Raw genomic sequence first — 24554 nt, 5'->3', positions numbered from 1 at the left:
GCCCCCCAACGGACCCCCTGCCCGATGGCGATGGACACGATCCGCATCCGCGGCGCCCGTACCCACAACCTCAAGAACATCGATCTCGACCTGCCGCGCGAAAAGCTGATCGTGATCACCGGCCTGTCCGGCTCCGGCAAGTCGTCGCTGGCCTTCGACACGATCTATGCCGAAGGCCAGCGCCGCTACGTCGAATCGCTGTCGGCCTACGCCCGGCAGTTCCTCAGCGTGATGGAGAAGCCCGACGTCGACCACATCGAGGGCCTGTCGCCGGCGATCTCGATCGAGCAGAAGTCGACCTCGCACAACCCGCGCTCGACCGTGGGCACCATCACCGAGATCTACGACTACCTGCGCCTGTTGTACGCCCGCGTCGGTACGCCGCGCTGCCCGGACCACGGCTATCCGCTGGAAGCGCAGACGGTCGGCCAGATGGTCGACCAGGTGCTGGCGCTGGACCCGGAGCAGCGCTGGATGCTGCTGGCGCCGGTGGTGCGCGACCGCAAGGGCGAGCACGCGCAGGTGTTCGAGCAGCTGCGCGCGCAGGGCTACGTGCGGGTGCGGGTGAATGGCGAGCTGCACGAGATCGACGCGGTGCCTGCGCTGGCGCTGCGCCAGAAGCACACCATCGAGGCGGTGATCGACCGCTTCCGCCCGCGCGAGGACATCAAGCAGCGGCTGGCCGAGTCCTTCGAGACCGCGCTCAAGCTCGGCGACGGCATGGCCATCGTGATGTCGCTGGACAATGCCGGCGCGCCGCCGCAGCTGTTCTCGTCCAAGTACTCCTGCCCGGTCTGCGACTACTCGCTGCCCGAGCTCGAGCCGCGCCTGTTCTCGTTCAACGCGCCGATGGGCGCGTGCCCCTCGTGCGACGGCCTGGGCGTTGCCCAGTTCTTCGACCCGGCGCGCGTGGTCGCCCATCCCGAGCTTTCGGTCGCCGCCGGCGCCGTGCGCGGCTGGGACCGCCGCAACGCCTACTACTTCCAGCTGGTCAACTCGCTGGCCAAGCACTACCGGTTCGACGTGGAGGCGCCGTGGCAGAGCCTGCCCGAATCGGCGCGCCAGGCGGTGCTGTTCGGCAGCGGCGACGAGGTGATCACCTTCTCCTACCTCACCGAGAGCGGCGGGCGTACCCAGCGCAAGCACCGCTTCGAGGGCATCATCAACAACCTCGAGCGCCGCTACCGCGAGACCGAGTCGCCGGCAGTGCGCGAGGAGCTGGCCAAGTACATCAGCGAGCGCCCCTGCCCCGATTGCGGCGGCGCGCGCCTGAACCGCGCCGCTCGCAACGTGTTCGTCGCCGACAAGCCGCTGCCGGCGCTGGTGGTGCTGCCCGTGGACGAGGCCCTGGCCTTCTTCCAGGGCCTGAAGCTGGCCGGCTGGCGCGGCGAGATCGCGGCCAAGATCGTCAAGGAGATCAACGAGCGGCTCGGCTTCCTGGTCGACGTCGGCCTGGATTACCTGACCCTGGAACGCAAGGCCGACACCCTGTCCGGCGGCGAAGCGCAGCGCATCCGCCTGGCCAGCCAGATCGGCGCCGGCCTGGTCGGGGTGATGTACGTGCTCGACGAGCCGTCCATCGGCCTGCACCAGCGCGACAACGAACGCCTGCTGGGGACCCTCACCCGCCTGCGCGACCTGGGCAACACGGTGATCGTGGTCGAGCACGACGAAGACGCGATCCGCGCGGCCGACCACATCCTGGACATCGGACCCGGCGCCGGCGTGCACGGCGGCGAGATCGTCGGCGAAGGCACGCTGGCCGACATCCTCAAGGCGCCGCGCTCGATCACCGGCCAGTACCTGTCCGGCAAGCGCGGCATCGAGGTCCCGGCCAAGCGGCACAAGGCCAACCCGAAGATGACCCTGCGCCTGCGCGGCGCCTCCGGCAACAACCTCAAGGACGTGGACCTGGAGATCGGCGCGGGCCTGATGACCTGCGTCACCGGCGTCTCCGGCTCGGGCAAGTCGACCCTGATCAACGACACGCTGTACGCGCTGGCCGCCAACGAGATCAACGGCGCCTCGCACGCGCCGGCGCCGTACCGCGAAATCGAGGGCCTGGATCTGTTCGACAAGGTCGTGGACATCGACCAGTCGCCGATCGGGCGCACGCCGCGCTCCAACCCGGCGACCTACACCGGCCTGTTCACGCCGCTGCGCGAGTTGTACGCGCAGGTGCCCGAGGCGCGCGCGCGCGGCTACTCGCCGGGCCGCTTCAGCTTCAACGTGCGCGGCGGCCGCTGCGAGGCCTGCCAGGGCGACGGCCTGATCAAGGTCGAGATGCACTTCCTGCCCGACGTGTACGTGCCCTGCGACGTTTGCCACGGCAAGCGCTACAACCGCGAGACGCTGGACATCCTCTACAAGGGCCACAGCATCCACGACGTGCTGGAGATGACGGTGGAGGACGCGCTGAAGCTGTTCGAGCCGGTGCCGGCGATCGCGCGGAAACTGGAGACGCTGGTCGACGTGGGCCTGAGCTACGTCAAGCTCGGCCAGAGCGCGACCACCCTGTCCGGCGGCGAGGCCCAGCGCGTGAAGCTGTCCAAGGAACTGTCCCGGCGCGACACCGGGCGCACCCTGTACATCCTCGACGAGCCGACCACCGGCCTGCATTTCCACGACATCGAGCACCTGCTCGGCGTGCTGCACCGCCTGCGCGACGAGGGCAACACGGTGGTGGTGATCGAGCACAACCTGGACGTGATCAAGACCGCCGACCACGTGGTCGACCTGGGCCCGGAAGGGGGCCACCGTGGCGGCCAGGTCATCGCCACCGGCACGCCCGAGGAGATCGCCGCCAACCCGGCTTCGCATACGGGGCGCTTCCTCGCCCCGCTGCTGCCGGCGTCGAAGGCGGCCAAAGGCAGCAAGCCGGCGGCGGTAGCCAGGCCCGACGTGCTTCCCCCGCGCAAGTCCGCAACCAAGGCCGCGGCCAAGCCGGCGGCGAAGAGGAAGGCGACCCGATGAGCGATACCTCCCCGGCCGCGCGCAAGCAGCTGGCCCGCATCCCCATGAGCGTGCGCTGGCGCGACATGGACGCCATGGGCCACGTCAACAACGCCAAGTACGTCTCCTACCTGGAGGAGGCACGCGTGCGCTGGATGCTCGGCGTGCCTGGCGCGTCGATGACCGACCGCATCGCCCCGGTCGTGGCCGCGACCAACGTCAACTACCGCGCGCCGATCGTGTGGCCCAACGACATCGTCGTGGAGCTGTTCGTCGAGCGCCTGGGCAACAGCAGCGTCACCATCGGCCACCGCATCGTCGACCAGAAGGACGAACGCGTGCTGTACTCCGACGGGAATGTCGTCGTCGTGTGGATGGATACGCAGACCGGCAAGAGCGCGCCGCTGCCCGACGCCATCCGCAACGCCTCGACCTGATCGCGCGGCGGGCCGCGTAGCCGGCACCGGCCCTGGTGGAGGGCTTCGGGGTGGCCGCGCCGACCCCGCCCGCCGGCCCGCCGGATGTCGCCTAGCCGCCTAGGGCGCGGTCTTGCGCACCGCCAGCGTCGCCGGCACTTCGCCGCCATCGGCCAGCACCAGCACCAGCGGCACGCGCTCGCCCTCGACCAGGGTCGCATCGGGCTGCATCAGCATCAGGTGCAGCCCGCCGGGCTGCATCACCGCTTCGCCGCCGGCGGCGACAGGCAGGCGCTCGATCCCGCGCATCCGGCTGACGCCGTCGACCATGCGCGTCTCGTGCAGGGACACCTCGCCGAAGCGCGGGCTGCGCACCGCGACCAGCTCGCGTGCGTCGGCGCAGCGGTTGATGATGCGGCCGAAGCCGGCCAGCATCGGCCGCGGCGCCGGCGGCAGCCGGATCCAGCCATCCTCGATGGAGAGGCACCCGGCCTTGGGCGTCGACGCCGCCGGCGCTGCCCATGCCGACGGGGCGAGCAGCAGCAGCGGGAGGGCCAGCAGGATCGGTCGGATGCGCATGCGCCTATGATAGCGGCCACGCTGCAGGCCGCGACCGGACAGGACATGAACACCTACGTGCAGACCATCGACCACGGCCGGATCCGCGAGGTGCGGCTGGCCCGCCCGCCGGTCAACGCGCTCGACCCGGGCCTGTGCCGCGGCCTGATCGCCGCACTGGATGCGGCGGTGTCCGGGGAGGCCGAGGCGGTCGTGCTGTCCGGGGCGCCGGGCATCTTCTCCGCCGGCCTGGACGTCCCGCACCTGCTGTCGCTGGGCCAGGACCGGCACGCGCTGCACGCCGCCTGGGGCGCGTTCTTCGGCGCCGCGCGCACGCTCGCCGCGCTGCGCATCCCGGTGGTGGCCGCGATCACCGGCCATGCCCCCGCCGGCGGCTGCGTGCTGTCGCTGTGCTGCGACTACCGGGTGATGGCGCGCTCGACCGATCCGCAGAAGCCCTACGCGATCGGCATGAACGAAACCCAGGTCGGGCTCGCGGTGCCGGAGGGCGCGCAACAGCTCATGCGGCGGGTGGTCGGCCAGCATCGCGCCGAACGCCTGCTCGTGGCCGGCGACATGATCCCGGCCGAGGAGGCGCTGCGGATCGGGCTGGTCGACGAACTGGCCGACGCCGAACACGTGGTTCCGCGCGCGATCGCCTGGCTGGAGCCGTTGCTGCGGTTGCCGCGTGCGCCGATGCTGCAGACCCGCGCGCTGGCGCGCGCCGACCTGGTGCAGGCGCTGGAGCCGGACCGCCTGCACCTGGATCGCTTCGTCGAGGCCTGGTATGAGCCGGACACGCAGGCCGGCCTGCACGCGCTGCTGGCAAAGCTGCGCAAGTGAGTAGAGCGGGGCTTGCCCCGCTGCTCTGGTCGTAGAGCGGGGCTCGCCCCGCTGCTACCGCTCCCTGCGCGCGACGCCACAGCAGCGGGGCAAGCCCCGCTCTACGGGGGCGCGTTCGAAGGTGATGTGGCGGTCATGCCGCGCCGGTCGCCACCGGGCGCGACGGATCGGCGATCCAGCCGCTCCACGAGCCGGCATAGACGCGGGCGCCGTGCAGGCCGGCATGCTCCATCGCCAGCAGCAGGTGGCAGGCGGTCACGCCCGAGCCGCAGCTGAGCACCACCTGCGACGGATCGGTGCCGTTGAGCAGCGTTCGCAGCTCGGCGCGCAGGACCTCGGCGGAGCGGAAACGGCCCGCGTCCACGTTCTGCGTGTAGGGACGGTTGAGGGCCCCGGGAATGTGCCCGGCGACCGGGTCGATCGGCTCGACCTCGCCGCGGAAGCGCTCGCCGCCGCGCGCATCGAGCAGCCAGCCCGGCGCCTGGCCGAGCCTGGATTCGACCTCGGCCGCGGTGGCGATCCGGCTGCGGTCGAAATCGGCAACGGGATAGGGCGGCAACGCCGGCGGCGGCTCGACCGCCGCAGTCTCGGGCAGGCCGGCCGCGCGCCACGCCGCCAGGCCACCGTCGAGCACCGCGACCTGGCGATGGCCGAGCAGGCGCAACAGCCACCAGAATCGCGCGGCGGCCATGCTGCCGTCGCTGGCGTCGTAGACGACCACCCGGTGCTGCGGCCCGATGCCCCACTCGCCCAGGCGGCGCGCGAAGTCGCCGGGCGACGGCATGGGATGCCTGCCCTGCCCGGGCACCGAGTGGTCGGACAGGTCGCGGTCCAGGTCGGCGTGTACCGCGCCGGGCAGGTGCGAGGCCTCCCAGGCCGCACGCCCGGCGGCCGGGTCCGCCAGCACGGCGCGCGCGTCGACCAGGCGCAACGCCGGATCGCCCAGCGCCGCAGCCAGGTCCTCGACCGGTACCAGCGTCCCCGCCGTGGTGATCGTCATGCCGCTTCCTCCAGCCGTCGCCTCAGGTTGTACAGGATCGCCGCGGTCGCGCCCCAGATGCGTTGGCCGGGCCAGTCGTACTCGAGCACGCTACGGCGGCGGCCGCGGAACTCCATCTCGACCTGGTGCAGGTGCGAGGCCGACATCAGGAACTCGAACGGCACCTCGAACACTTCTGCCACCTCGTCCGGATGGGGCTGCGGCACGTAATCGGGATCGATCGCCGCGACCACCGGCGTGACCCGGAACCCGCTGACGGTCAGGAACGGATCGAGATAACCCAGCGGCGCCACCTGCACGGCGGCCAGGGCGATCTCCTCGTGGCTTTCGCGCAGGGCCGCGCCGAGCACGCCGGCATCGTCGCGCTCCACGCGGCCGCCGGGAAAGCTCACCTGGCCGCCGTGGTGGCGCAGCGCGTCGGTGCGGCGGGTCAGCAGTACCTGCGTACCGGCCTGGCGCGGCACCAGGCCCACCAGTACCGCCGCTTCCGCCAGCGCGCCCGCGTCCGGCAGCAGGTCGTCGAGCTCGGAGCGGTTCCAGCCGTCGCCGGCGGGCGGGTGCCGCAGCGGATGGAGTACGCCCCCCACCTGCTCGCGTTCGCGCAGGCGGTCGAGGAAACGGTAGCGTTCGCGCTTGCGGTCGGCCAACACGGTCTCCATCAGGTGCCGCCGTTCCGCCTCGCCGAGGCGGGACCAGCAGGCGATCTCGTCGCCGGTGCGCAGGCAGCCGCGGCACAGGCCGTCGCCATCGATCCGGCATGCGCGGATGCAGGGACTCGCTGGCGCGGTGGGATCGACGCTGACAGGCGGAAACGGGATCGACAGCACGGCAGTGGCGGAACCTGGAAGGAGCAAGCGTAGCGCGTCCGGTGCCATGCAAGGCGCGATGCCATCCCGGAAACGACTGCGCCGGCATCGAGCCGGCGCAGAAGGACGATCATGCAGCGGGGGCGATTACTTGATCGCGACCAGCTTGATCTCGAACACCACCGCCACGTTCGGCGGGAACGGCGTGCGCGGGTCGGCGCCGTAGGCCTTGTCCGCCGGCAGCGCCACTTCCCACTTCGAACCGGCCGGCATCTGCAGCAGCACTTCGCGCATGGCGGCCATTTCCACTTCGCTGACCTTGATGCTCGGGATCTGCTGCGCCGGACGGGCCTGCTCCGGACGCTGGCCGAACGGGAACGGACCGGCCACTTCCAGCTGCACGTTGCTGGCCTGGGTCGGCTTGGCGCCGGTGCCGGTCTCGAGGATGCGGTACTGCACGCCGCTGGGCAGGGTCTGCACGCCGGCCTTGGCCTTGTTCTGGGCCAGGAACTGGTCGGACTTGGTCTTGTTCTCGGCGGCGGCCTTGTCGTACTGGGCCTTGGCCTGCTGGGCGCGGGCCTGCTCGCGCTTCTGGAACGCCTCCAGTGCCGGCTTGAGCTGGTCGGCCGTGATCGCCGGCTGCTTCTTGGCCAGCGCGTCCTGCAGGCCCTTGACCACCGACGCGGCGTCGATCTGCTCTCCGCGGCCCTGCAGCTCGGCAAGGTTGTTGCCGTAGTCGTAGCCGAAGTAGTAGCTCAGCTTGCCCTTCTCGGACGTGGTGTCCTGGGCGAAGGCACTGCCGGCCAGGGCCAGGGCCGCAATGGCGACAGCGATAGGACGCAACTTCATCTGGATCGTTCTCCGGAAGGGTGGCGCCAGGACCTCGGGTCCCGGCAGTAGCGGACGCGCTAGGATAGCCGCCGCACCGGCGGCCCGCCAGCGCGGGTCAGGGCTTCGGACCGCCCGCCGGACGGGAAGTTCCAGCCCCGTGCCTTCACATTCCCGACCAGGAGTTCACCGCCATGACGGCCAGCCCCGTCCTCAGCCGCGACGCCGACGGCGTCCGGGTCCTGACCATCGACCGCCCGGACAAGCTCAACGCCCTGAACCGGCAGACCCTGGAAGCCCTCGACGCCGCGTTCGCCGCCGCTGGCGAGGATCCCGACGTCCGCGTCGTGGTCCTCACCGGCAGCGGCGGCAAGGCCTTCGTCGCCGGCGCCGACATCGCCGAGATGAATGCGCTGACCGCGATCGAGGGCCGCGAGTTCTCCCTGCTGGGCCAACGCCTGATGCGCCGGATCGAGCGCCTGCCCAAGCCGGCCATCGCGATGGTGAACGGCTACGCACTGGGCGGCGGCCTGGAACTGGCCATGGCCTGCCACCTGCGCGTGGCCGCCGACAGCGCCCGACTTGGCCAGCCGGAGGTGAACCTCGGCCTGATCCCCGGGTTCGGCGGCACCCAGCGCCTGCTGCGCCTGGCCGGCCGCGCGGCCACCCTCGAGCTGTGCCTGCTCGGGGCGCCGATCGATGCGGCCCGTGCGCTGCAGCTGGGGCTGGTCAACCGGGTCGTTCCGGCCGCGGACCTCGAGTCGGAAACGATGAAGCTGGCGGCGCAGCTGGCCTCGGCCGCTCCGCTGGCCCTGCGGGGCGTGCTCGACGCGGTGTTGCTGGGCGGCGAATGCGGCATCGAGGAAGGACTGCAGTTCGAGACCGCACAGTTCGCGCTGCTGTTCGCCAGCGAGGACATGCGCGAAGGCACCGACGCGTTCCTCGCCAAACGCAAGCCGCAGTTCCAGAACCGCTGAGCCACGCCCCGTCCATGGCCCCGTCCACCGAAGCGACCGCCGCACGGGCTGCACTGCGCCAGCGGTTGCTGGCGCTGTTGCACGCGAGCGACCTCGATGGCGCCTTGCAGGCCGGTCTGATGGACTACGCCGCGGGCGACGATGGATGGGATGCGCCGATCGCCGAGGCGCAGGCTCGGCTGCGCACCGCTTGGGCCGCGCGCGACCGCTACCGTGCGCGCGAAACACGGCTGGCCCGGCGCGCCGCCGAGCGCGCGGCACGTGGTCCGGTCACCGCACAAGCACCCACCTCTGGCCATGAAACGGTTGCCAATGCACCGGTCGTCGACGCACCCCCTCGACCCGCCCTGCCCCCGGCGGCCGCGGCAGCACTGGCGCGTGCACGTGCACGCGCGGCCGGGAAAACAAGCGAATGAGCGTGCGTAGAAGTTCCGCCGGGCGCAGCGCTGCGAAAAAGCCGGCAGCGCCCGCCAAGAAGACGCCCGCGAAGAAAGCCGCAACCGGCACGCAAGCCCGTCCAGGCAAGACCGCGACGCCGCGCGTCACCTTGATGAAGGCCGCCGAGATCGAGGAGATGTTCGCGCGCCTGCAGGAGCTCAACCCGCATCCGACCACCGAGCTGGAATACACCACGCCGTTCGAGTTGCTGGTCGCGGTGATCCTGTCGGCGCAGGCCACCGACGTGGGCGTGAACAAGGCCACCCGCCGGCTGTATCCGCTGGCCAACACGCCGCAGGCGATCCTGGCGCTGGGCGAGGACGGGCTGAAGAAGCACATCGCCACGATCGGACTGTTCAACGCCAAGGCGAAGAACGTGATCGCGACCTGCGCGATCCTGGTCGAACGGCACGGCGGCGAAGTGCCGCGCGACCGCGCCGCGCTGGAGGCGCTGCCCGGCGTCGGCCGCAAGACCGCCAACGTAGTCCTCAACACCGCGTTCGGCGAATCCACCATGGCGGTGGATACGCATATCTTCCGCGTCGCCAACCGCACCGGCCTGGCGCCGGGCAAGGACGTGCGCGCGGTCGAGGACGCGCTGTTGCGCCGGGTGCCGCCGCCATACCTGCAGGACGCGCACCACTGGCTGATCCTGCACGGCCGCTACGTGTGCAAGGCGCGCAAGCCCGATTGCCCGCAGTGCGTGGTCCGCGACCTGTGCCACTGGCCGGACAAGACGCCCGCCTGACCCGCGAAAAAAGAAAAGCGCCCCGCGGTGCGGGGCGCTTCCGTGGCGGTGAGCCGTGGGCGTCTTACCAGGCGAACTGCGTGCGCAGCGCGTACTGGCCGGTCTCGTCGCCGGTCACCTCGTTCTCGCCCTGCGTGTAGTTGAACATGAAGCGCAGGTTGGCGTTGACGTAGTAGTTGACGCCGAGGATCACGCTGGTCGCCTCGCGGTCGGCGATGTCCTTGTTCTCGATGGTGTCGTAGCGCGCGGTCAGCTCCCACAGGCCCTTGTCGACCTTCGGCGAACCGAACACGCCGGTAGCCGCCTTGTACGGCTTGTGGCCGCCATTGAGCAGCCAGCTGCCCTGCAGGTACCAGGTGGACACGTCCTGGTCGCCGCCGATCGGCTGGCCGAAGGTGGCGTTGGCGTACTCGCCCTGGAAGAACAGCGGGCCGAACGCGCCGGCCGCTTCCAGGCCGTAGGCGGTGATCGTGTTGCGGCTGGCGCCGGTAGTGGTGGCGATGGTCTGCGAGGGGCCGCGCCGGCCGGCGTAGCTGGCCACCGCCGACATGTCGGCCGAGCCCTGGTTGGCGTTCTCCTGGCTGGCCCAACCGCCGAAGTGCAGGGTTTCGTTGTCGTTGTTGATCGGCGCCCAGGTGACGCGGCCCGAAGCGCCCATGCCCTCGTTGCGGGTGCCCGAGGCGCCGCGCAGGTTGAACACGGTGAAGCCGGCGGTGTAGTTGTCGCCCGAACGCTGGTAGCCCACGCCCTGCTGGAACTGGCGGCCGCTGAACAGTCCGGTGGCCGACGCGAACGGACGCTCCATCATCAGGATCTCGTTGGAGCTGGTCAGCTCCTCCATCGAGCGGTATGGCTTGAAATGGCCGATGGTGGCCTTGCCGCCCCACAGGCCGGTGGCGATATAGGCATCGCGCAGGCCGTCCAGGTTGGTGCCGGCGGAGAAGTCCTGCTCGAGCTTGTAGTCCCAGCCCAGCGCCTTGCCGGCCAGGGTCAGGCGCGCGCGGCGGAACTCGCTGGTGCCGGTGGTGGCCGCGATGTCGCGGTCGAAGGCATAGGCGTCGAAATGGATGCGACCGCCGATGGAGGCCTCGAACTTCTTGTCCGCCGAGGTGACCTTGATGCCGCCCTTGGTCTCGACCTTCGGCGTGGTCGCCGCGATGTTCTCGATGCTCTGCTGGGTGCCCACGTTGATGTCGGACTGGGCGTCGGTGCGTGTCTCGAGCTCGGCGACCTTGGCCTGCAGCTCGGCCAGCTGCGCCTTCAGCGCGGCCAGTTCGGCGTTCTCGGCGGCGGCCGCATCGAAGGCGGCGGTCGTGCCCAGGGCCGCGGCGAGGGCGACGGCGAGATAGGAATAACGCATGGAGGAACTCCGGTGGTGGTGGTCTGGCGAGAGCGGTGCGGTTCCGCCTGGGAACGTGAAGCACCCGTTAAACGCCGCGCAGCTTGCGACCGCGATCTTTCAGGGACGCGACGGCGATATGACAGAACGGTGACCGGCCGCTCGGCGCCGGCCGCAGCGCGGTGTCACCCCGCGGTCACGTGGATTACGCGGCGCTGTCACGGATCGGTTATGGAATGGCCGCCGCTGGATGCGTCGGCTTCGCGTCCGCCACCACCCACCCGCTGCTTACGGAGTTGCACCGTGAACTTCACGTTCAAGACCCGCGCCGCCGCCGCACTGATCGCGGCCGCTTCCTCGATCTCCCTCGCCCACGCCAACGACGTGACCGGCGCCGGGGCTTCCTTCATCTATCCGGTCATGTCGAAGTGGTCGGCCGACTACAAGGGTGCGACCGGCAAGCAGGTCAACTACCAGTCGATCGGCTCCGGCGGCGGCATCGCCCAGATCAAGGCGGCCACGGTCGACTTCGGCTCGTCCGATGCGCCGCTCAAGCCCGAGGAGCTGGCCAAGTACGGCCTGGCGCAGTTCCCGTCGGTGATCGGCGGCGTGGTGCCGATCGTCAACGTGCAGGGCGTGGCTCCGGGCGCGCTGAAGCTCGACGGCCCGACCCTGGCCAACATCTTCCTGGGCAAGATCGCCAAGTGGAACGATCCGGCCATCGCCGCGCTCAACCCGGGCCTGGCCCTGCCCGACCAGAAGATCACCGTCGTCCACCGCTCCGACGGCTCGGGCACCACCTTCAACTTCGTCAACTACCTGTCCAAGGTCAGCCCGGAATGGAAGGACAAGGTCGGCGAAGGCACCTCGGTGCAGTGGCCGGCCGGCATCGGCGGCAAGGGCAACGAGGGCGTGACCGCCTACGTCAAGCAGGTCAAGGGCGGCATCGGCTACGTCGAGCTGTCCTACGCGCTGCAGAACAAGCTCTCGCACGCGGCCCTGAAGAACGCCGCAGGCCGCTTCGTGCAGCCCAGCGAAGAGAGCTTCGCCGCCGCCGCCGCCAGCGCCGACTGGGCCAAGGCCAAGGATTTCTACCTGGTGATGACCAATGCGCCGGGCGAGAACTCCTGGCCGATCACCGCCACCAACTTCATCCTCATGTACAAGCAGCCGAAGAACGCGGCCGGCGCGAGGAACGCTAAGACGTTCTTCCAGTGGGTCTATGCCAACGGCGATGCCCAGGCGCGCCAGCTCGACTACGTGCCGCTGCCCGATGCGCTGGTCAAGCAGATCGAGGCGTACTGGGCGCAGCACATGAAGTACTGAGCGGCGGGCTCTCTCCCCTCGCCGTTCACCCGGGAGCGCGGACTTCGGTCCGCGCTCTTTTTTCTTTGAATACAGCCGCTTGCGATGCAACCAGGGGCGGCCGGGCAGAACGCCGGGGGCGCGTCATACGGTTGTCACAAAAACATCATTTCATGTGCCCATCCGCCGGCCCGCCGGCCCAGCCCAGAAACGAGCCCATGAAGCCCTTCCCGCTCCGCCCCCTCGTCCTGTCCCTGGCCGCCAGCCTCGCCCTGGCCGCGTGCTCTGCCGGCGGCGACGCCGACAACGCCGCCACCGCACCGGCCACGCAAGGCGCCGACGCGCCGGCGGCCGGCGAGCAGGTGGCCGCGCAGATCTCCGGCGCCGGCGCGTCGTTCATCTACCCGCTCGTGTCCAAGTGGTCGGCCGACTACAACGCGGCCACCGGCAACAAGGTCAATTACCAGTCGATCGGCTCCGGGGGCGGCATCGCCCAGATCAAGGCGGGCACGGTGGACTTCGGTTCCTCCGACAAGCCGCTGCCGAGCGAAGAGCTGGCGGCCGCGGGCCTGGGCCAGTTCCCGTCGGCCATCGGCGGCGTGGTGCCGGTATTCAACCTCGAAGGCATCCAGCCCGGCCAGTTGCGCCTGACCGGCCCGCTGCTGGCCGACATCTTCCTCGGCAAGGTCGCCATGTGGAACGACCCGGCCATCGCCGCGGCCAACCCGGGCGTCGCGCTGCCTGCCGAGAAGATCACCCTGGTGCACCGTTCCGACGGTTCCGGCACCACCTTCAACTTCAGCAACTACCTGTCAAAGGTCAGCGGCGAGTGGAAGGAGAAGGTCGGCGAAGGAACATCGCTGCAATGGCCGGCCGGCGTCGGCGGCAAGGGCAACGAGGGCGTCGCCGCCTACGTCAAGCAGATCAAGGGTGGCATCGGCTACGTCGAGCTCGCCTACGCGCTGCAGAACGCCATGCCCTACGCCTCCCTGCAGAATGCGGCCGGCCAGTGGGTGCAGCCCAACGCGGACACCTTCGCGGCCGCGGCCGCCAGCGCCGACTGGACCAGCGCCAAGGACTTCAACCTGGTGATCACCAATGCGCCGGGCGAGCAGGCGTGGCCGATCACCGCCACCAACTTCATGCTGATGCCCAAGCAGCCGAAGGATCCGGCACGCAGCCAGGCCACGCTCGCGTTCTTCAAGTGGGCCTTCGAGCAGGGCCAGCCGCAGGCACAGGCACTGCACTACGTGCCGCTGCCGCCGGAGCTGGTGCAGCAGATCGAGGCCTACTGGGCTGCCGAGTTCAAGTAACGGGACAGATCCGGGGCGGCTTCGAAGGAAGCCGCCCCTCCACGCGCCGCGGAGCCGGCGGTCCGCACTCCCTCCCACCGGACCGCCGCGCTCCGCCGCTTCCCGCAGCGACGCCCGCCCCGCGCCGAAGACCCGATGAACACGACGACATTCGAAGCTGCACCGGCCGCCCCCGCCGGGCGCGACCTGCGCGACGCCCGCAACGACCGGCTGTTCCGCTACGCGCTGGTGGCATGCGTGGTGTTCGTCCTGGTCGCGCTGGCCAGCGCCGCCCTGTCGATGCTCTGGGGTGGTCGCCACGCCCTGGAGATGCAGGGCCTGAGTTTCTTCTACTCGGCCGAGTGGAATCCCGTCGAGAACAAGTTCGGCGCGCTGGCGCCGATCTACGGCACCCTGGTCACCGCCCTGATCGCGATGGTGATCGCCGTCCCGGTCAGCTTCGGCATCGCCTTCTTCCTCACCGAAGTGGCGCCTCGCTGGTTGCGCGGCCCGGTCGGCACCGCGATCGAGCTGCTCGCGGGCATCCCTTCGATCATCTACGGCATGTGGGGCCTGTTCGTGCTCGTGCCGGTGATGACGGAGTACGTGACCCCGTTCCTCAACGACACCCTGGGTGAATGGCCGCTCGTCGGCCCGTTGTTCCAGGGCCCGCCGCTCGGCATCGGCATGCTCACCGCCGGTTTCGTGCTGGCGATCATGGTGATCCCGTTCATTTCCTCGGTGATGCGCGAGGTGTTCCTGACCGTGCCCACGCGCCTGAAGGAGTCGGCCTATGCGCTCGGCTCGACCCGCTGGGAAGTGAGTTGGGACATCGTCCTGCCCTATACCCGCTCGGCGGTGATCGGCGGCATCTTCCTCGGCCTGGGCCGCGCCCTGGGCGAAACCATGGCGGTGGCGTTCGTGATCGGCAACAGCGTGCGCCTGTCGCCGTCGCTGCTCGAGCCGGGCACCACCATCGCCGCGCTGATCGCCAACGACTTCGGCGAGGCGACCGAAACCTACCGCTCCGCGCTGCTGCTGCTGGGCTTCGTCCTCTTCATCGTCACCTTCGTGGTGCTGGCCATCGCCCGCCTGATGCTGATGCAGCTCTCGCGCCGGGAGGGCAACTGATGGCCGCCCCCGCCCCCGCCGCTTCCGCTTCCGTTGCCGGGCGCCTGTACCTGAAGCGTCGCATCGTCAACGTGCTGGCGCTGGTGCTGTCCTGCGCCACCGCGCTGTTCGGCCTGTTCTTCCTGGGCTGGATCCTGTGGACCCTGGTGGCCAAGGGCATCGCCGGGATCGACTGGAACCTGTTCACCCGGATGACGCCGCCGCCGATGGAAGAAGGCGGCCTGGCCAACGCGTTCTTCGGCAGCGCGGTGATGTGCGTGCTGGCCATCGCCATCGGCACGCCGCTGGGGATCGCCGCGGGCACCTGGCTTGCCGAGTACGGCAACGCGCGCAAGGCGGGCACGGTGGTGCGCTTCGTCAACGACATCCTGCTGTCGGCGCCGTCGATCGTGCTTGGCCTGTTCGTCTACACCCTGTACGTGATGCAGACCGGCGGCAACTTCTCCGCGTTCGCCGGCGCGCTCGCGCTGGCGTTCATCGTGCTGCCGGTGGTGGTGCGCACCACCGACGAGATGCTGCGCCTGGTCCCGGTGCAGATGCGCGAGGCGGCGCTGTCGCTCGGCATCCCGCAGTGGAAGGTGACCGTCCAGGTGCTGTACCGCAGCGCCTCGGCCGGCATCGTCACCGGCGTGCTGCTGGCCCTGGCCCGCATCTCCGGCGAGACCGCGCCGCTGCTGTTCACCGCGTTCGGCAACCAGTACTGGAACACGAACATCTTCCAGCCGATGGCGTCGGTGCCGGTGGTGATGAACCAGTTCGCGGCCAGCCCCTACGAGTCCTGGCAGGTACTGGCCTGGGCCGGCGCCCTGGTACTGACCGTTTTCGTGCTGCTGGTCAGCCTCGGCGCACGCGCCCTGCTGTTGCGCAACAGGATCACCCATGACTGACCTTTCCCGGAACCCGGCCATGACCGACCACGCCTCCGCCGCACCGATGCAGCGCATCGCGGTGACCGCACACGCCGAGCCGGCCAGCGCCGCGCCGGTCAAGCTCGCCGCGCGCGGCCTGGACTTCTACTACGACAAGTTCCACGCGCTCAAGGGAATCAACCTGGAAATACCCGAGAAGCGGGTGACCGCGCTGATCGGCCCCTCCGGCTGCGGCAAGTCCACCCTGCTGCGCATCTTCAACCGCATCTACGCGCTGTATCCCAAGCTCGAGGCGCGCGGCGAAGTGCTGCTGGACGGGGAGAACATCCTCTCGCACAAGTATCCGATGAACCGGCTGCGCTCCAAGGTCGGCATGGTGTTCCAGAAGCCGGTGCCGTTCCCGATGACCATCTTCGAGAACGTGGCCTACGGCATCCGCCACCACGAGAAGCTGTCCAGGGGCGAGATGGCCGACCGCGTCGAGCACGCGCTGCGCCAGGGCGCGCTGTGGGACGAGGTCAAGGACAAGCTGGGCCAGAGCGCACTGGGCCTGTCCGGCGGCCAGCAGCAGCGCCTGTGCATCGCGCGCGCCGTGGCGCTGCGCCCGGACGTGCTGCTGCTGGACGAGCCGACCTCGGCGCTGGATCCGATCTCGACCAGCCGCATCGAGCAGCTGGTCGAGGAGCTGAAGAAGGACTACACGATCGTGATCGTGACCCACAACATGCAGCAGGCCGCGCGCGTGTCCGACTACACCGCCTTCATGTACCTGGGCGACCTGATCGAGCACGACCGCACCCAGGTGATCTTCTCCAGTCCCTCCAGGCAGCAGACCGAGGACTACATCACCGGACGGTTCGGGTGAGGACGATCGCCTGCGCGGCACTGCCGCGCGATCGGACGAACGCCCGGCCATGGATGGCCGGGCCGGGTTGTCCGAAGCCGAGCCGCCGCGCCATGGACGGCAACACACATTCATTCGATTCCGGACAGCACCCATGACCACGACCCCTCCCCACGAGCACATCGTCAAGAGCTACGACGAGGAGCAGCGCCACCTGGTCGAGGAGATCGTGCAGATGGGCCACGTCGCCGTGGTCCAGCTCGAAGCCGCGCTGGACGTGGTCGATCGCCGCGACGACAGCGCCGCGCGCCGGATCGTCGCCAACGACGAGTCCATCGACGCGGCCGAACGCCGGATCAGCCACGACGTGATGCTGCTGGCGCTGCGCGGACCGATGGCGCGCGACCTGCGCGAGATCCTCGCCGGCCTGCGCATCCCGGCGGACATCGAGCGCATCGGCGACTACGCCGCCAACGTTGCCAAGCGCTCGATCGCGCTCAACGCCGCGCCCCCGCTCCCCCACACCTCCGGCCTCCGTGCCCTGGGCATGCTGGCCGCCGGCCAGGTCCGGCTGGCGCTACGCGCCTACCAGACCAGCGACAGCGAGCTCGCCCTGCAGGTCCGCGAGAACGACGCACGGCTGGACGAGCAGTACACCGCGCTGTTCCGCGAACTGCTGACCTACATGATGGAGGACCCGCGCAACATCACTCCTTGCACACACCTGCTGTTCATGGCCAAGAACCTGGAGCGGATCGGCGACCACGCCACCAACATCGCCGAGAACGTGTGGTTCCTGATCCATGGCGAACAGCCGTTGCCGCCCCGCGAGAAGCGCGACGACACCAGCACCACGGTCAGCGCGCCCTGAGCCGGTGCCCGGGCGCCGCCTCCCCCGGCGCCGGGCCCGCCACGCCGTGATAACGAACCGGGGGTAGACTTGGGCACCCCCCGGCGGCGGGCGCGCCGCTTCCCGCGCCCCAGACTTCACGGAGCACAGCCATGTCCAAGCAGAAACCCGCCGCCATCGCGCTCGGTACCGCGCTCGCCGGCCTGACCCTCACCGGCGCCGCCTTCGCCATGGAGCCGCTGGCGCAGGGCTACATGCTCGCCGCCGGCGAGACCGCCAAGGCGCAGGAAGGCAAGTGCGGCGAGGGCAAGTGCGGCATGGACAAGGTCGACGCCGACAAGGACGGGCGCGTGTCGCAGGCCGAGTTCGTCGCCGCCCACCCCGCCAAGGCCGACCAGTTCGCGAAAATCGATGCCAACCAGGACGGTTTCATCGACGAGGCCGAGCGCAAGGCGCACCACGCCGCCAAGGGCGCCGAAGGCAAGTGCGGCGAGAAGAAGGCCGGCGAAGGCAAGTGCGGGGAAGGCAAGTGCGGCGAGGGCAAGTGCGGCGGCGCGGCATAGGCGCCAGTCCTCGATGCGAGTCCCTCGCGGGAGCCCGCACATCCATGTGCGGGTCATCAGGGGGTCGGATTCCTTTGCCTGGTGGGACTGCTCCTGACCTCCGATGACTTTGCCTGACGCCAGCGCTGGCCTGGGCCTGCGGCGCGCGATGCTCGACGAGCTCCGCGCCGCACCGGCCGGCGCGTTCGATTTCCTCGAATGCGCGCCGGACAACTGGATCGGCGTCGGCGGGCGGCTGGGGGAGGCGCTGGACGAGCTGTCCGATCGCCATCCCCTTACCTGCCACGGGCTGTCCTTGTCGCTGGGCGGGACCGACCCGCTGGACGACGTGTTCCTGGGCCGGACCCGCCGGTTCCTCGACCGCCACCGGGTGCGCCTGTACAGCGAACACCTGAGCTGCTGCACCGACGACGGCCACCTCTACGACCTGATGCCGATCCCGTTCACCGACGAAGCGGTGGCCCATGTCGCCGCGCGGATCCGCCAGGTGCAGGACGCGCTCGGCCGCCGCGTCGCGGTGGAGAACGTCTCGTACTACGCCGCCCATCCGCAGCCCGCCGGGACGCAGGCGATGGACGAGGCCACGTTCGTCGCCGCTGTGCTCGCGGAAGCCGGCTGCGACCTGCTGCTCGACGTGAACAACGTCTACGTCAACGCGGTCAACCACGGCTACGACCCGCACGCGTTCCTGGCGCGCATGCCCGGCGACCGGATCGCCTCCTACCACGTCGCCGGCCACTACGACGAAGCCGTGGACCTGAAGGTCGACACGCACGGGGCGCCGGTGAAGGGCGATGTCTGGGACCTGCTCGCCGAGGCCTACCGCCTGCACGGCGTGCGCCCCACCCTGCTCGAGCGCGACTTCAACCTGCCGCCGCTGGCGGTGCTGCTGGAAGAGGTCGAACGCATCCGCCAGCTGCAGCAGGCGGCCGCCTCCGGCGTGGCGACGGGCAGGCTGCATGGCTGACCTGCGCCAGCAGCAGTCCGCCTTCGCCGCGCACCTGCGCGATCCGGCCGCGAACCCGCCGCCCCCGGGGATCGAGCCGCGGCGCATGGCCATCTACCGCGACCTGTTCTTCAACAACATCGCCGGCCTGCTCGCCGCGAATTTCCCGGTGATCCGGCGCACGCTCGGCGAGGACGCCTGGCGGGCCCTGGTACGCCGCTTCTACTCCACGCACCGCAGCCGCACGCCGCTGTTCCCGGAGCTGGCGCGCGAGTTCATCCGCTTCCTGGAGGAAAGCCCCGACCCCGGCGATCCGCCCTGGCTGCGGGAACTGGCGCACTACGAATGGATCGAGCTGGCGGTGCAGATCGACGACAGCCCGCTGCCGGCGCATGACCCGGCGGGCGACCTGCTGGACGGCATCCCGGTGCTGTCGCCCTGGATACGCGCGCTGGCCTACGACTGGCCCGTGCACACGATCGGCCCGGACCACGTTCCGCCCGCGGCGCCGGGCGCACCGACCCTGCTCCTGGTCCGGCGCGACGGCGATGGCAGCGCGCGTTTCGCCGCGATATCGCCGCTGGTGTACCGCCTGCTGGAGCTGCTCGGCGAAGGTGGCCACAGCGGCCGCGCCCGGCTGCAGGCGCTCGCGGCAGAAGCCGGCGTCGAAGCGGATGCCGGGTTCCTCGCGCAGGGCGCGACCATGCTCGAGCGGATGCGCGCGGAAGGCACCATCAAGGGCACCGTGCCCCGCGCCTGATCCGTCGGCCGCGCGCGCTCTGCTACCCTTCGCGCATGAGCGACGCCGACCTGGAAGATCCCTCCCACGCCGAACCGCCCGCCGCGCCGCCCGGCGCGATGGCCCGCCGCTTCCGCGGCTTCCTGCCCGTGGTCGTGGACGTGGAGACCGGCGGCTTCGACTGGAACCGGCATGCGCTGCTGGAGATGGCCGCCGTGCCGATCGAGCTCGACGAGCAGGGCCTGTTCGTGCCCGGGCAGACCGCGAGCGCGCATTTCATCCCCGCCCCGGGCACCGAGATCGACCCGAAGTCCCTGGAGATCACCGGCATCGACCTCGACCACCCGTTCCGGCTGGCCAAGCCCGAGCGCGACGCGCTCGGCCACGTGTTCAACCAGGTCCGCGCCGCGGTGCGCCGCCACGGTTGCCAGCGCGCGATCCTCGTCGGCCACAACGCCCACTTCGACCTCAACTTCGTCAACGCCGCGGTGGCGCGCACCGGCCACAAGCGCAACCCGTTCCACCCGTTCAGCGTGTTCGATACGGTCACCCTGTCCGGCATCGCCTACGGCCAGACCGTGCTCGCGCGCGCGATGCACGCCGCCGGCTTCGACTGGAACGCCGAGGATGCGCACTCGGCGGTGTACGACGCCGAACAGACCGCGCGGCTGTTCTGCCGCATCGCCAACGCCTGGCCGTCGCCACTGCCGGGCTGAGCGCCTTCAACCGGCCTGCAGGCGGTCGCGGCCTTCGTCCTTGGCCCGGTACAGGGCCGCGTCGGCGCGTTCGAGCAGCGAAGCGGCGGTGTCGGTCGGCCGGCAGGCGACCACGCCCAGGCTGAAGGTGACCCGCAGGCCCTCGATGCCCGCCCACCCCACCCGCTCGCGGAAGGTCGCATGCAGGCGCTCGCAGACCAGCAGCGCCTCGTCCAGCAGCGTGTCCGGCAGCAGCAGGGCGAACTCTTCGCCGCCCAGCCGCGCCAGCAGGTCGCAGGCGCGGCTCTCGGCGGCGAGCACCTGCGCGGCCTCGCGCAGCACCGCATCGCCCACGCTGTGCGACCAGGTGTCGTTGATCCGCTTGAAGTGGTCGATGTCGAGCAGGGCCAGGCACAGCGGGTGGCCGCCGCGACGGACCAGGGCCAGGTCGCGGGCCAGCACTTCGTCGAAGTGGCGGCGGTTGGGCAGCCCGGTCAGCGCATCTTCGCGTGCCTGGCGGCCGTAGGCCTCGGCCTGCTCGCGCAGCTTCTCCAGCAGTTCGCTGCGCTCGCGGTCGGCCGCCACCAGCCGTTCGGCCTGCGCCTGCAGGTCGGCAGTGCGTTCACGGACCAGGCGCTCGAGGCGGCGGTTGCGCGCGTGGTAGCGGCGCAGGCGCCAGCGGTACAGCGCGAACAGCCCGCCCAGCACCACCAGCGCCGCCAGCAGCTGCACGTCCGGGCGCTGCCACCACATCGGGCGCACGCTGAAGCTCCAGCGCGCCGGCCGCGGACTCCAGGCCCCGTCCGGATGTGCGGCGTCCACCTCGAGGGTGTAGTCGCCGGGCGGCAGGCCGATGAACTCGACATTGCGCTGGGTGCCGCGCTCGATCCAGTCGCTGTCCAGGCCCAGCAGGCGCGTGCGGTAGCGGATCCGCTCGGGCAGCAGGTAGCTGAGGCCCGCGTAGCTGACGGCGATGCGGCCGCCACCGGCGAGCGCGTGCCGGGTGGTCCAGTCCACCGGCTGCCCGTCGCGATGGACCGATTCGATCACCGCCGGCGGCGGCTGGCGATCCAGGTAGCGCGGCAGGCGCGCCGGATCGGCGCGCGCCACGCCGGCGGCGGTGGCCAGCCACAGCGTGCCATCCCGGCGCAGGATCGCCGGCGGCGAGGAGCTGCCGTTGCCCTGCGCGCTGGGCAGGCCGTCCATCTCGGTATGCAGGCGCGCGCGGGGCAGCACCGGCAGGCGGCCGTCCGCGACCAGTTGCAGCGCATCCATCGGCACGCGGATCACCCCGCGATTGCTGCTCAGCCAGGCCTCGCCCTGGCGGTCGGGGACCAGCTGGAACACCGCATCCACCGGCAGGCCCTGCTCCAGTCCCACGCGCGAGACCCGTCCATCGCGGTAGCGGTACAGGCCGCGATCGGTGGAGATCCATACCGCCTCGTCCACCTGGCGGAACCCGAACACCGAGCGCGCGCCGCCGCCGGCCGCGTCCAGGTCGATCTTCTCGACCCGGCCGCCACGCAGCACGCTGGCGCCCTCCACCGAGCCGATCCACAGGTCGGCACCGATGCCCGCCAGCGCGGTCACCAGCCCCTGCGGCAACCCCGGCACCGCGGGCGGCGGCTGCACGCCGTCGGCACCGGCCTCCGCGTCGATCCAGACCACCCCGCGCCGACTGCCGATCCAGACCGTGCCGTCGGCGGTGACGCCGATCGCGCGCACGTGCCCGCTGGGCAGGCCATCGGCCTGGGTGTAGTGGCGCAGCAATCCATCGCCGCGCAAGCGGTAGACACCGTCGGCGAAGGTGCCGACCCACAGGTCGCCGGCAGTGCCCTCGGCCAGGCTGAGCACCGAAGGTTCCTCGCCGCCGGCTCCCGGCAAGGCCACGTGGTCGAAGCGGCCGTCCCCGGACTGCCGGTCCAGGCCGCCGCCATTGCCCACCCACAGCACGCCATCGCGATCCTCCAGCACCGCGCGCACGTAGTCGCTGGCGAGTCCGTCGCGACGCGTGAAGCCGGTGAACAGCGTCTCGCGCAGGCGGAACAGGCCGCCGTTGGCGCCGACCCAGATGCTGCCCTCGGCATCCTCCAGCAGGCTGGCGATGCGCCCCCGCGGCAGCACGCCTCCCGGCGGCAGCCAGTCCGCGCCCCTGCCGTCGATGCGGGCGATGCCCCGGTTCTCGGTGCCGACCCACAGCGCGCCGCTGCGGTCGACCAGCATCGTGGTGACGTGGCCCGAGTCGGGCAGCGCGTGCGCGGCGACGATGCGATCGCCATCCACCCGGAACAGCGCGCCTTCCGCTGCGAGCCAGACCGTGTCGTCCGGCGCCAGGTAAGGCCAGACCAGGCCCGCCGGCAGGCCCTCGCCCCGGCCGAAACGGTGCCACGTGCCCGCGGCATCGAGCATCACCAGGCCATCGAGCGTGCCGATCCAGACCCGTCCGCGCGCATCGACCGCCATGTGCGGGAAGCTGGCCCGCAGCGGAATCCCGGCCGGGGGCGGGATGTACGCGAGGCGGCCATCCGGCTCCACCCGGCCCAGTCCATGGCCTTCGAACAGCAGCCACATGCGCCCCTGCCCGTCCATCGCCATGTCGTGGACCAGCGCCTGCGGCCATTGCGGCATGCGCTCGACGTAGGCCCAGCGACCGTCCGCCTCCAGCCGCCCGACATTGCCGCGCGAATCGCTGATCCACAGCCGGCCGCGCGGATCCACGTACAACGCACCGACGCCGTTGTCGCGCAGGGCCTGCTCGCTGCCGCGGTCGAACACGGTGAACGCCACGCCGTTGTAGCGGACCACGCCTTCCCAGGTCGCGAACCACAGGTAGCCATCCGGGGTCTGCGCGATGTCGCGCAGGGAGTTGTGCGGCAGCCCGTTGCGCGTGGTCCAGGCATCGATGGCGTAGTCGCGCAATGCCGGCGCGTGTGGCGCCCCGCTGCCGGCGGCCGCCGCAGCCGCAAGCCAGGGCAGCGAGGCAAGCAGCAACGCGACCACCAAGCGCCAGGCCCGTACCCTCCGGCGCCGTCCCGCCCGCCGCGACCGGCATCCCGCTTCCGAGTCCGACATTCCCGCTCCCCCGAGCCGCGAGCCCCCGCGCCGCACGGCCGTCAGGCGCGCTGGCGCACCGCCTCGAACAGGCAGACGCCGGCGGCCACCGACACGTTCAGGCTTTCGATGTCGCCCGGCATCGGGATGCGCACCAGCCCGTCGCAGTGCTCGCGGGTCAGCCGGCGCAGGCCTTCGGCCTCGCCGCCCAGGACCAGGGCCACGTTGCCCTTCAGGTCCAGCGAATAGAGCGATGGCTCCGCCTCGCCGGCCAGGCCGTAGATCCACACGCCCAGCTTCTGCAGCTCGCGCAGCGTGCGCGACAGGTTGGTCACGGACACCACCGGCAGCCGGTCGGCCGCACCGGCCGACGTCTTGCGCACGGTGGCGTTCACCGGGGCGGACTTGTCCTTGGGAATCACCACCGCGGTCGCGCCTGCGGCCGCGGCGCTGCGCAGGCAGGCGCCGAGGTTGTGCGGATCCTGCACGCCATCGAGCACCAGCAGCAGCGCCTTGCCCGCGGCGGCCTCGACCAGGCCGGCCAGCTCGTGCTCGTCCCAGGTCTTCGCCGCGGCATAGCGCGCGGCCACGCCCTGGTGGCGGACGCTGCCGCCGATGCCGTCCAGGGCCTGGGTGGCGACCTTGCGCACGTCGATGCCGCGGCGCCGCGCCTGCTCTTCGATCTCGACCAGCCGCGGGTTGCGCGCACCGGACTCGACCAGCACCTCGCGCACGTTCTCGGCGTCGTTCTCGACGGCCGAGGCCACCGCATTGACGCCGACGATCCACTGGTTCTGCTTGCTGCTCATGCACGGGGCCGCCGAAGGGAAGCCGGCATTATCGCATCCGGGGGCCGGCACGAGCCGGCCTCGCGTTCACGCCCCGGTGCGCGGCGGCCAGTGTCCGGTGTCGTGGTCCGGATGCTGGTAGGACACGATCCGCGACAGGAAGTCCGCGGCCGCCTCGTCCTCCTCGGTGCGACGGGCCGGCAGGGCGGACAGCCCCTGGACATACGGCAGGCGACCCTCGATCCCGTACTGGATCCATGGCGCCAGCCCCGCCGGGTCGTCGAACGCGCCGGCGGCCAGCGCCACGCCATCGGGGGCCTCGTAGGTCAGCGGGGTCCCGCAGTCGCCGCAGAACCCGCGCCGGACCAGGTTCGAGGACTGGAACCGCTTCGGCTCGCCGCGGGTCCATTCCAGCCGCGCGCCGCGGGTGGACACCAGCGGCGCGTAGTAGGCGCCGAACGCCTTCTGGCACATCCGGCAATGGCAGATCGAGGCGTCGTCCAGCGGGCCGGTGACGCGGAAGCGCACCGCCCCGCACTGGCAGCCCCCCGTATGCACCGCCGGTTCGCTGGCCAC

The 24554-nt window shown here is 70.8% G+C and carries 24 protein-coding genes; 16 read left to right on the top strand and 8 right to left on the bottom strand.

The genetic code is table 11. The annotated features are described in order from the left end of the window. The first annotated feature begins 24 nt into the window (after positions 1 to 24). Positions 25 to 2973 carry an excinuclease ABC subunit UvrA gene (uvrA, locus tag CSC66_RS15660; protein WP_162378348.1) on the top strand — a complete coding sequence of 983 codons (2949 nt, stop codon included), beginning with the start codon at positions 25 to 27 and terminating at the stop codon, positions 2971 to 2973. Continuing rightward, entirely contained in the window at positions 2970 to 3389 is a 420-nt protein-coding gene (locus CSC66_RS15655) for an acyl-CoA thioesterase (protein WP_162378347.1), read from the top strand. The genes uvrA and CSC66_RS15655 overlap by 4 nt, the downstream gene beginning before the upstream one ends. Positions 3390 to 3488: 99 nt before the next feature. Here the strand turns inward: CSC66_RS15655 and CSC66_RS15650 are convergent, their stop codons facing one another. After that, positions 3489 to 3947 (bottom strand): copper chaperone PCu(A)C, encoded by a 459-nt coding sequence (locus CSC66_RS15650; RefSeq protein ID WP_162378346.1) that lies wholly within the window; start codon positions 3945 to 3947, stop codon positions 3489 to 3491. 45 nt (positions 3948 to 3992) lie between these two features. Here CSC66_RS15650 and CSC66_RS15645 point away from each other — a divergent pair, with 45 nt between their 5' ends. Then, positions 3993 to 4769 carry an enoyl-CoA hydratase/isomerase family protein gene (locus CSC66_RS15645; RefSeq protein WP_162378345.1) on the top strand — a complete coding sequence of 259 codons (777 nt, stop codon included), beginning with the start codon at positions 3993 to 3995 and terminating at the stop codon, positions 4767 to 4769. 133 nt (positions 4770 to 4902) lie between these two features. Here CSC66_RS15645 and CSC66_RS15640 read toward each other — a convergent pair whose 3' ends face one another. The 3 genes from CSC66_RS15640 to CSC66_RS15630 all read right to left on the bottom strand — a co-directional run bounded on the left by CSC66_RS15640 (position 4903) and on the right by CSC66_RS15630 (position 7424). After that, positions 4903 to 5769, bottom strand: coding sequence for a sulfurtransferase (locus CSC66_RS15640; protein WP_162378344.1), 867 nt, complete (start codon positions 5767 to 5769; stop codon positions 4903 to 4905). Continuing rightward, entirely contained in the window at positions 5766 to 6596 is an 831-nt protein-coding gene (locus CSC66_RS15635; RefSeq protein WP_238394424.1) for a CoA pyrophosphatase, read from the bottom strand. Before CSC66_RS15635 ends, CSC66_RS15640 begins: the two co-directional genes overlap by 4 nt. A gap of 126 nt (positions 6597 to 6722) precedes the next feature. After that, complete coding sequence (locus CSC66_RS15630; RefSeq protein ID WP_162378342.1) at positions 6723 to 7424, bottom strand: FKBP-type peptidyl-prolyl cis-trans isomerase N-terminal domain-containing protein; 702 nt, start codon at positions 7422 to 7424, stop codon at positions 6723 to 6725. A 173-nt stretch (positions 7425 to 7597) separates the two neighbouring features. Between CSC66_RS15630 and CSC66_RS15625 the strand changes: the two genes are divergently transcribed. From CSC66_RS15625 to nth, 3 genes are all read left to right on the top strand, one after another. After that, entirely contained in the window at positions 7598 to 8380 is a 783-nt protein-coding gene (locus tag CSC66_RS15625; protein ID WP_162378341.1) for an enoyl-CoA hydratase/isomerase family protein, read from the top strand. 14 nt (positions 8381 to 8394) lie between these two features. Further along, positions 8395 to 8796, top strand: coding sequence for a hypothetical protein (locus CSC66_RS15620; RefSeq protein ID WP_238394423.1), 402 nt, complete (start codon positions 8395 to 8397; stop codon positions 8794 to 8796). 134 nt (positions 8797 to 8930) lie between these two features. Further along, on the top strand, positions 8931 to 9566 hold the full coding sequence (nth, locus tag CSC66_RS15615) for an endonuclease III (RefSeq protein ID WP_162378340.1): 636 nt from the start codon (positions 8931 to 8933) through the stop codon (positions 9564 to 9566). 64 nt (positions 9567 to 9630) lie between these two features. Here nth and CSC66_RS15610 read toward each other — a convergent pair whose 3' ends face one another. Further along, on the bottom strand, positions 9631 to 10926 hold the full coding sequence (locus CSC66_RS15610) for an OprO/OprP family phosphate-selective porin (protein WP_162378339.1): 1296 nt from the start codon (positions 10924 to 10926) through the stop codon (positions 9631 to 9633). A gap of 210 nt (positions 10927 to 11136) precedes the next feature. Between CSC66_RS15610 and pstS (CSC66_RS15605) the strand changes: the two genes are divergently transcribed. The 10 genes from pstS (CSC66_RS15605) to rnt all read left to right on the top strand — a co-directional run bounded on the left by pstS (CSC66_RS15605) (position 11137) and on the right by rnt (position 20160). Next, complete coding sequence (gene pstS, locus CSC66_RS15605; RefSeq protein WP_379655820.1) at positions 11137 to 12231, top strand: phosphate ABC transporter substrate-binding protein PstS; 1095 nt, start codon at positions 11137 to 11139, stop codon at positions 12229 to 12231. A gap of 197 nt (positions 12232 to 12428) precedes the next feature. Further along, positions 12429 to 13523 carry a phosphate ABC transporter substrate-binding protein PstS gene (pstS, locus tag CSC66_RS15600; RefSeq protein WP_162378337.1) on the top strand — a complete coding sequence of 365 codons (1095 nt, stop codon included), beginning with the start codon at positions 12429 to 12431 and terminating at the stop codon, positions 13521 to 13523. Between the two features lie 135 nt (positions 13524 to 13658). Further along, positions 13659 to 14633: a phosphate ABC transporter permease subunit PstC gene (gene pstC / locus CSC66_RS15595; RefSeq protein WP_162378336.1), complete on the top strand. Its 975-nt coding sequence runs from the start codon at positions 13659 to 13661 to the stop codon at positions 14631 to 14633. Beyond that, positions 14633 to 15520, top strand: a complete 888-nt coding sequence (gene pstA / locus CSC66_RS15590; RefSeq protein WP_162378335.1) for a phosphate ABC transporter permease PstA — start codon at positions 14633 to 14635, stop codon at positions 15518 to 15520. Before pstC ends, pstA begins: the two co-directional genes overlap by 1 nt. Beyond that, on the top strand, positions 15513 to 16367 hold the full coding sequence (gene pstB, locus CSC66_RS15585) for a phosphate ABC transporter ATP-binding protein PstB (RefSeq protein ID WP_379655819.1): 855 nt from the start codon (positions 15513 to 15515) through the stop codon (positions 16365 to 16367). The genes pstA and pstB overlap by 8 nt, the downstream gene beginning before the upstream one ends. A gap of 133 nt (positions 16368 to 16500) precedes the next feature. Continuing rightward, positions 16501 to 17217, top strand: coding sequence for a phosphate signaling complex protein PhoU (phoU, locus tag CSC66_RS15580; protein WP_162378334.1), 717 nt, complete (start codon positions 16501 to 16503; stop codon positions 17215 to 17217). 131 nt (positions 17218 to 17348) lie between these two features. After that, complete coding sequence (locus tag CSC66_RS15575) at positions 17349 to 17759, top strand: HvfA family oxazolone/thioamide-modified RiPP metallophore (protein ID WP_162378333.1); 411 nt, start codon at positions 17349 to 17351, stop codon at positions 17757 to 17759. Between the two features lie 103 nt (positions 17760 to 17862). Continuing rightward, the gene (locus CSC66_RS15570) at positions 17863 to 18726 is read left to right on the top strand and encodes an HvfB family MNIO-type RiPP peptide maturase (protein ID WP_162378332.1); all 864 of its coding nucleotides are present in this window, start codon (positions 17863 to 17865) and stop codon (positions 18724 to 18726) included. Then, complete coding sequence (locus CSC66_RS15565) at positions 18719 to 19465, top strand: HvfC family RiPP maturation protein (protein ID WP_162378331.1); 747 nt, start codon at positions 18719 to 18721, stop codon at positions 19463 to 19465. The genes CSC66_RS15570 and CSC66_RS15565 overlap by 8 nt, the downstream gene beginning before the upstream one ends. A 98-nt stretch (positions 19466 to 19563) precedes the next feature. Next, positions 19564 to 20160 carry a ribonuclease T gene (rnt, locus tag CSC66_RS15560; protein WP_374317715.1) on the top strand — a complete coding sequence of 199 codons (597 nt, stop codon included), beginning with the start codon at positions 19564 to 19566 and terminating at the stop codon, positions 20158 to 20160. Between the two features lie 6 nt (positions 20161 to 20166). On the opposite strand, the gene CSC66_RS15555 is transcribed toward rnt, so the two are convergent. The 3 genes from CSC66_RS15555 to CSC66_RS15545 all read right to left on the bottom strand — a co-directional run bounded on the left by CSC66_RS15555 (position 20167) and on the right by CSC66_RS15545 (position 24554). Continuing rightward, on the bottom strand, positions 20167 to 23211 hold the full coding sequence (locus CSC66_RS15555) for a ligand-binding sensor domain-containing diguanylate cyclase (RefSeq protein WP_162378329.1): 3045 nt from the start codon (positions 23209 to 23211) through the stop codon (positions 20167 to 20169). A gap of 41 nt (positions 23212 to 23252) precedes the next feature. Continuing rightward, positions 23253 to 23999, bottom strand: coding sequence for a 23S rRNA (guanosine(2251)-2'-O)-methyltransferase RlmB (rlmB, locus tag CSC66_RS15550; RefSeq protein WP_162378328.1), 747 nt, complete (start codon positions 23997 to 23999; stop codon positions 23253 to 23255). A 66-nt stretch (positions 24000 to 24065) separates the two neighbouring features. Then, positions 24066 to 24554, bottom strand: coding sequence for a GFA family protein (locus CSC66_RS15545; RefSeq protein WP_162378327.1), 489 nt, complete (start codon positions 24552 to 24554; stop codon positions 24066 to 24068).

The organism is Pseudoxanthomonas kaohsiungensis (assembly GCF_010211765.1).
Classification (GTDB): Bacteria; Pseudomonadota; Gammaproteobacteria; order Xanthomonadales; family Xanthomonadaceae; genus Pseudoxanthomonas; species Pseudoxanthomonas kaohsiungensis.
This window is presented reverse-complemented; position numbering and strand designations above follow the sequence as displayed.